The following is a 5461-nucleotide window of genomic DNA, read 5'->3' as shown; positions in this document are numbered from 1 at the left end:
CGCCAGGCCGGAGGGCTGGATAAAGCGCTCCGGCTGGTAGGCGGCGCTCTCCTGGGCGTGGACTTTTTCCTGCATGGTGGTGGCGGTGCGGCCCGGAAAGACGCTGGTGACACGCAGGCCGTGACCGCCCTCCTCGGCCCGCAGGCTGTCGGCCAGGGCGCGCAGGGCGAACTTGCTGGCGGCGTAGCTGCTCCAGTGGGCGTCGGCCCGCAGACCCGCGCCGGAGTTGATGAACACCACACAGCCGCGCGTCTGCCGCAAGCCCGGCAGCAGCAGCCGGGTCAGCTCGGCGGGCGCCACCAGATTGACCGCCAGCGTGCGGGTCCACAGGTCGTGTGGCTGGGCTTCCAGTGCTCCGAGTTCGACCATTCCGGCGTTGTGGATCAGGTTGTGGACGGGCGGCAGCTCGCTCAGCGCCGCCGCGAAGGTGCCGGGCGCTTCCAGATGCAGCAGCAGCGGCGTGGCAGCGGGAAACTGGGCACACAGGGCGTCCAGCCTGGCCCGGTCACGGCCCTGGAGGATCAGGTGATGGTCTCGGCAGGCGTGCGCCAGGGCCTGGCCGATGCCGCCTGTGGCGCCGGTGATGAGGGTCGTCGGGTGTGCGGCACTGTGCAGGGTCATGCGCCGAGTCTAGAGTGCCTGTGCCACACTGGCGGCGTGAATCTGGACGGAATGGCAGGCATCATCCTGGCGGGCGGAGCTTCGCGGCGGTTCGGGCGCGATAAGGCGCTGGCCGTGCTGGGCAAGCTGAGCTTGCTGGAACGGGTCGCCGGGAGCCTGGAAGCGTGCCGCCCCCGGTTGATCGTCGCGCCGCCCGGAAAGTACAGTCTGGACGGCTGGCGCAATGTACCTGACACCCGCCCCGGCGAGGGGCCGCTGGCCGGACTGGAAGCGGGCCTGGGAGCGCTGGAACCGGGAATCTGGGCTGTGTGCTCGGCGGTGGACCTGCCGCACCTGACAGCAGCCTTCTGGGCGAAGCTGGCCGGGTTCGTCCAGCCGGGCACTCAGGCCGTCGTCGGGCACAGCGCAGACGGGCGGGCTCAGCCGCTGGCGGCGCTGTATCACGTCTGCGCACTACCTATCGTGACCGAGTTGCTCAACCAGGGCGAGCGGCGGATGTCGGCGCTCTTGGAGCACCTAGAGGTGGTCAGCGTCGAGTGGGCGGCGCTGGACATGCCTGAGCACCTGTTTCACAACGTCAACCGGCTTGAGGAGCTGCCGGATTAGCTGACCCCCTAGCTGACACCGCCTGGCCCGCTCAGCGCATTCCGAACACGTTGATATTCAAAAACAGGTAGGTGATCGGCACGGCGAACAGCAACGAATCGAGGCGGTCCAGCAGGCCACCGTGGCCGGGCAAGGTCGTGCCGCTGTCTTTGGCGCCCAGCGAACGCTTGAGCAGACTCTCGCTGAGGTCGCCGAGTTGCGAGGCGCTGGCGACCATCACGGCGTACAAAAAGGCGTCGGGCAGGCTCCAGATGTCGGCCAGACGGGTGACCACCACCACCACGCCGAAGCTCAGCAGCAGCCCGCCCAGGGCGCCCTCGACGGTTTTGCCGGGGCTGACTTCCGGGGCCAGTTTGCGCTGCCCGAAAAAATGGCCGAAAAAATACCCGCCGGTATCGGCAGCAAAGGTCGCCAGCAGCGGCAGCGCGAAGAACAGCAGGCCGCCGTCCTCGTCGGGGGTGTAGCGCAGCATCAGAAAGTAGCCCAGCAGCCAGGGGATGTACAGCAGCCCGAAGATGCTGTAGACGATGCGCTCCAGCGGTCTCTCGCCGGGGCGGATGACCTCCACGACCAGCAGGTAGCCCACGGCGGCGCTCAAGGCCACCTCGCGCCACGAGCCGCCGACCCAGGGGGCGCCCAGGCCGGGAGCGCTGGCGACCAGCAGGGCCGCGCCGAAAAAGTACAGCGCCCAACGCCGCACGTCGATGTCGCGGCGGTCCACCATCCGGATGTACTCGCGCAGCGACAGGAAGCCGACCACCAGCAAAAACGGCAGGAAGGTGACCCAGCCGAAATACACCGCCAGCGAGACCACCAACAGCCCCACCACCGCCGTGATGAAGCGGGTGCTGAGCGATTCCATCCGCCTGGGGGGCGATGTGGCCGGTGCTGGCGTGGCCTGGGGGGTCTGGTCCTCCGGCAGCGTCACCCTAGAATGTCCTGCTCCTTGGCGCTCACCGTGTCGTCCACGCGCTTGATGAACTCGTCGGTCAGCTTCTGAATCTCGGTTTCACTGCGCTTGATCTCGTCCTCGCCCACGCCGTCTACCTTCTTGATGTCGTCCAGGGCGTGCTTGCGCAGGCTGCGCACCGCCACCTTGGCGTCCTCGGCGTAGGTCCGGGCGTTTTTGATCAGGTCCCTCCTGCGCTCCTCGGTCAGCATCGGCAAACTGATGAAGATGGTGTCGCCCTTGTTGTTGGGGTTCAGGCCCAGGTCCGAGTCGCGGATGGCCTTCTCGATGGGGTTTAAGGCCCCTCTGTCCCAGGGCGCGATCACCAGCGTGCGCGAGTCGGGCGTGCTGATGCTGGCGAGCTGGTCGATGGGCGAGGACGTGCCGTAGTAGTCCACCACCACCCGCTTGAGAATGCCGGGGTTGGCGCGGCCCGTGCGCAGCACCGACAGGCTCTGGTCCAGCGCCTCGATGGCCTTGAGCATCTTGGAGCGCGACTCGGTTTGAATCTGTTTCATGTCCATGAGGGGGGGCTCCTTGATTGGTTGTGGGTTGTGGGAAGTGGGTTGTGGGAACAACTCGCTTGGACCTGATGGCGAGGTTTAGATGGCACAGTCTAGAGCATCGGGCAGAATGCCGGTTTTGGCTGCGCCGATCTCCCGATGATCTTCGTTACGAGGTAATCAGCGTGCCGACGCGCTCACCGGCAAACAGGCGGCGCAGGTTGCCGTCCTGAAAAATATCGAAAACCACCAGCGGCAGGCCCTTGTCCATGCACAGGGTGATGGCCGTGGCGTCCATGACGGCCAAGCGCTGCTCGACGACGTCCATGTGGGTCAGGGTGTCGTAACGTTTGGCGCCTTGGTTGACCTGCGGGTCGGAGTCGTACACGCCGTCCACTTTATTTTTAGCGTACAGCACGACCTCGGCGCCGATTTCCAGGGCACGCAGCGTGGCCGTCGTGTCGGTGGTGAAAAACGGTGCGCCGTTGCCGCCGCCGAAGATGACCACGCGGCCTTTTTCCAGGTGACGCATGGCCCGGCGGCGGATGTACGGCTCGGCGACGGCGGCCATGTGAATGGCGCTCATGACGCGGGTCGGCTGCCCGGCCCGCTCCATCGAATCTTGCAGCGCCATGGCGTTCATGACGGTGCCCAGCATCCCGATGTAGTCGGCGGTGGCCGGGTCCATGCCCTTGCCGTTGCGCGCACCGCGCCAGAAGTTGCCGCCGCCGATGACGATGCTCAGCTCGATTTGGGTGCCTTGCAGGGCCGACACCAGATCGTGCGCCAGCTTGTCGGTGGCTTCCGGCACGATCCCGAAGCCCTGATCGCCCGAAAGGAATTCACCGGACAGCTTGAGAAGAACGCGTTTGTGCATGGGAAACCTCGAAGTGAAGCCGTGAGCAAGGTAAAGTTCACCATTCATGGCCCGGCAGTACAGTTAAGCGGCTGCTGACTGATCTTTTGGAACACCTGGATGCTCAGCCGCAGCCCAACCGTCACCGGTCCAAAAAAGAAGGCGACTTGCGCCGCCCTCCAGTATTGATTATGACGAGCTGATCTCGAAGCGCACGAAACGGCGGATGCCGGTGTCGCCCAGGTAATGGCCCACCGTCACCGAGTTGTCCTTGACGAACTTCTGCTCCGGCAGCACGCGCTCCTCGTAGAACTTGCCGATCTGACCGCCGACGATCTTGGCCGCCAGCTCAGGGTTCTTGCCCTCGTTGATGGCCTTGTTGGTCAAAATCTCACGCTCTTTTTCGATGTCTTCGGCGTTCACCTCACTGCGGCTGAGGTACAGCGGGCGCTCGGCGGCGATGTGCAGCGCCACGTCGCGGGCCTGCTGCTCGCTGCCGCCTGAGAGGTCCACCAGCACGCCGATCTTGCCGTTGCTGTGGACGTACCCGGCCACATTCTGGCCTTCCAGGTAGGCCACCCGGCTGAGCACCAGGTTCTCCCCGATGCGGCCAGCGGCGGCGGCCAACTCGGTGCCCACCGTCTCGCCATTGTCCAGCCTGGCGTTCTTGAAGGCGTCCAGGTCCTCGGTTCCGGCCCTCAGCGCGGCCTGGGCGAGCTGCTCGACCAGGGCCTGAAAATCGCTGTTGCGGGCCACGAAATCGGTCTCGCTGTTGACCTCCACCAGCGCAGCCCTGTGACCGTCGATGACGAAGCGCACCAGGCCCTCTTTGGCCTCGCGGTCCGACTTCTTGGCGGCCTTGACGATGCCGCGCTCGCGAAGCAGGGCAACAGCTTTATCCTCGTCGTTTCCGGCGTCGGACAGGGCCTTTTTCACGTCCATCATTCCCGCGCCGGTCAGTTCACGCAGCTTCTTGATTGATTCGAGCATGTTGATTCCTCCTGAGTTGTGTGTAGCTGTGTAGATGTATCTGTGTAGATAAAAAATGGGGGTCGCCGTATCCAGCACGGCGCCCCCTCGTGAACTGTGGGGACGCTCTGTAAGGAGAACCAGGCTCCCATTTCGGGATTCCGCAAACCGCGCTCCATCCCTCCATTCTCGCCTGGTTCTCCTCTTGCCACTACTCGCTCCGCTCGGTTTTTCTACCGAAAAACGGTGGGCTTCTTAGCTGCGGCCTTCGCTGCTGGTGAACACGGCGATGTCTTCAGGTGAGGCCAGCGGCTCCTCGGCGGCCTCGGCAGCCGGGCTTTCGCCGTCCACGCTCTCGGTCGCCAGTTCGCTGCCGACATCCTCGCCGCCGCCACGCGCCTCCACGATCAGGTCGCCCACGCGGTGGGTGATGAGCTGGATGCTGCGGATGGCGTCGTCGTTGCCGGGCACGATGTAGTCGATCACGTCGGGGTCAGAGTCGGTGTCGGCCAGCGCGATGACCGGGATGCCCAGTTTATTGGCTTCCTGCACGGCGATGACTTCCTTGGTCGGGTCGATGACGAAGATCGCGTCGGGCAGACGGGTCATCTTGCGGATACCGCCGACGTAGCGCAGCAGCCGGTCACGCTCGCTGCCGAGCTGGATGCGCTCGGCCTTGGGGCGGTCATTGATGCGGCCCGACTCGAACAGCTCGTCGAGTTCGCCGAGGCGGTCCACACGGGTGCGCATGGTGCGGAAGTTGGTCAGCATCCCGCCGAGCCAGCGGCTGGTGACAAACGGCATCCCGGTGCGGCGGGCTTCCAGTTCCACGATTTCCTGGGCCTGCTTCTTGGTGCCCACGAACAAAATGGTGCCGCCGCGCTCGGAGAGGTCTTTGATGTAATCAAACGAGCGGTCGATCTGCTTGAGGGTCTTTTGCAGATCGATGATGAAAAT

Annotated in this window: 7 protein-coding genes; 1 reads left to right on the top strand and 6 read right to left on the bottom strand. The window is 64.8% G+C overall.

Annotated elements, in window-relative coordinates; translation table 11 throughout:
* Nucleotides 1-621: SDR family oxidoreductase (locus tag Q0R23_RS15875; RefSeq protein ID WP_293914528.1), on the bottom strand; the 621-nt coding region annotated here is incomplete at its 3' end.
* 36 nt (nucleotides 622-657) lie between these two features.
* Here Q0R23_RS15875 and Q0R23_RS15870 point away from each other — a divergent pair.
* Nucleotides 658-1227 carry a molybdenum cofactor guanylyltransferase gene (locus tag Q0R23_RS15870; RefSeq protein WP_293914527.1) on the top strand — a complete coding sequence of 190 codons (570 nt, stop codon included), beginning with the start codon at nucleotides 658-660 and terminating at the stop codon, nucleotides 1225-1227.
* 31 nt (nucleotides 1228-1258) lie between these two features.
* Here Q0R23_RS15870 and Q0R23_RS15865 read toward each other — a convergent pair whose 3' ends face one another.
* From Q0R23_RS15865 to rpsB, 5 genes are all read right to left on the bottom strand, one after another.
* A complete protein-coding gene (locus Q0R23_RS15865; protein ID WP_293914530.1) occupies nucleotides 1259-2089 on the bottom strand; it encodes a phosphatidate cytidylyltransferase in 831 nt (276 codons plus the stop codon).
* Nucleotides 2090-2151: 62 nt separating this feature from the next.
* Nucleotides 2152-2694, bottom strand: a complete 543-nt coding sequence (gene frr / locus Q0R23_RS15860) for a ribosome recycling factor (RefSeq protein WP_293914525.1) — start codon at nucleotides 2692-2694, stop codon at nucleotides 2152-2154.
* Between the two features lie 154 nt (nucleotides 2695-2848).
* Nucleotides 2849-3556: a UMP kinase gene (gene pyrH, locus Q0R23_RS15855; protein ID WP_293914523.1), complete on the bottom strand. Its 708-nt coding sequence runs from the start codon at nucleotides 3554-3556 to the stop codon at nucleotides 2849-2851.
* Nucleotides 3557-3724: 168 nt separating this feature from the next.
* Nucleotides 3725-4525: a translation elongation factor Ts gene (gene tsf, locus Q0R23_RS15850; RefSeq protein WP_293914521.1), complete on the bottom strand. Its 801-nt coding sequence runs from the start codon at nucleotides 4523-4525 to the stop codon at nucleotides 3725-3727.
* Between the two features lie 234 nt (nucleotides 4526-4759).
* On the bottom strand, nucleotides 4760-5461 hold a 702-nt coding region (gene rpsB / locus Q0R23_RS15845; protein WP_293914520.1), incomplete at its 5' end, for a 30S ribosomal protein S2.

This window comes from Deinococcus sp., assembly GCF_025362455.1.
In the GTDB taxonomy this organism is placed as follows: Bacteria; Deinococcota; Deinococci; order Deinococcales; family Deinococcaceae; genus Deinococcus.
The sequence above is the reverse complement of the archived record's forward strand: the minus strand, read 5'-3'. Positions and strand labels throughout refer to the sequence as shown.

Bases quoted from the DNA above. Each gene is read 5' to 3' on its own strand.
- Q0R23_RS15865 (WP_293914530.1), bottom strand. From the start codon at position 2,089: ATGGAATCGCTCAGCACCCGCTTCATCACGGCGGTGGTGGGGCTGTTG.
- frr (WP_293914525.1), bottom strand. From the start codon at position 2,694: ATGAAACAGATTCAAACCGAGTCGCGCTCCAAGATGCTCAAGGCCATC.
- pyrH (WP_293914523.1), bottom strand. From the start codon at position 3,556: ATGCACAAACGCGTTCTTCTCAAGCTGTCCGGTGAATTCCTTTCGGGC.
- tsf (WP_293914521.1), bottom strand. From the start codon at position 4,525: ATGCTCGAATCAATCAAGAAGCTGCGTGAACTGACCGGCGCGGGAATG.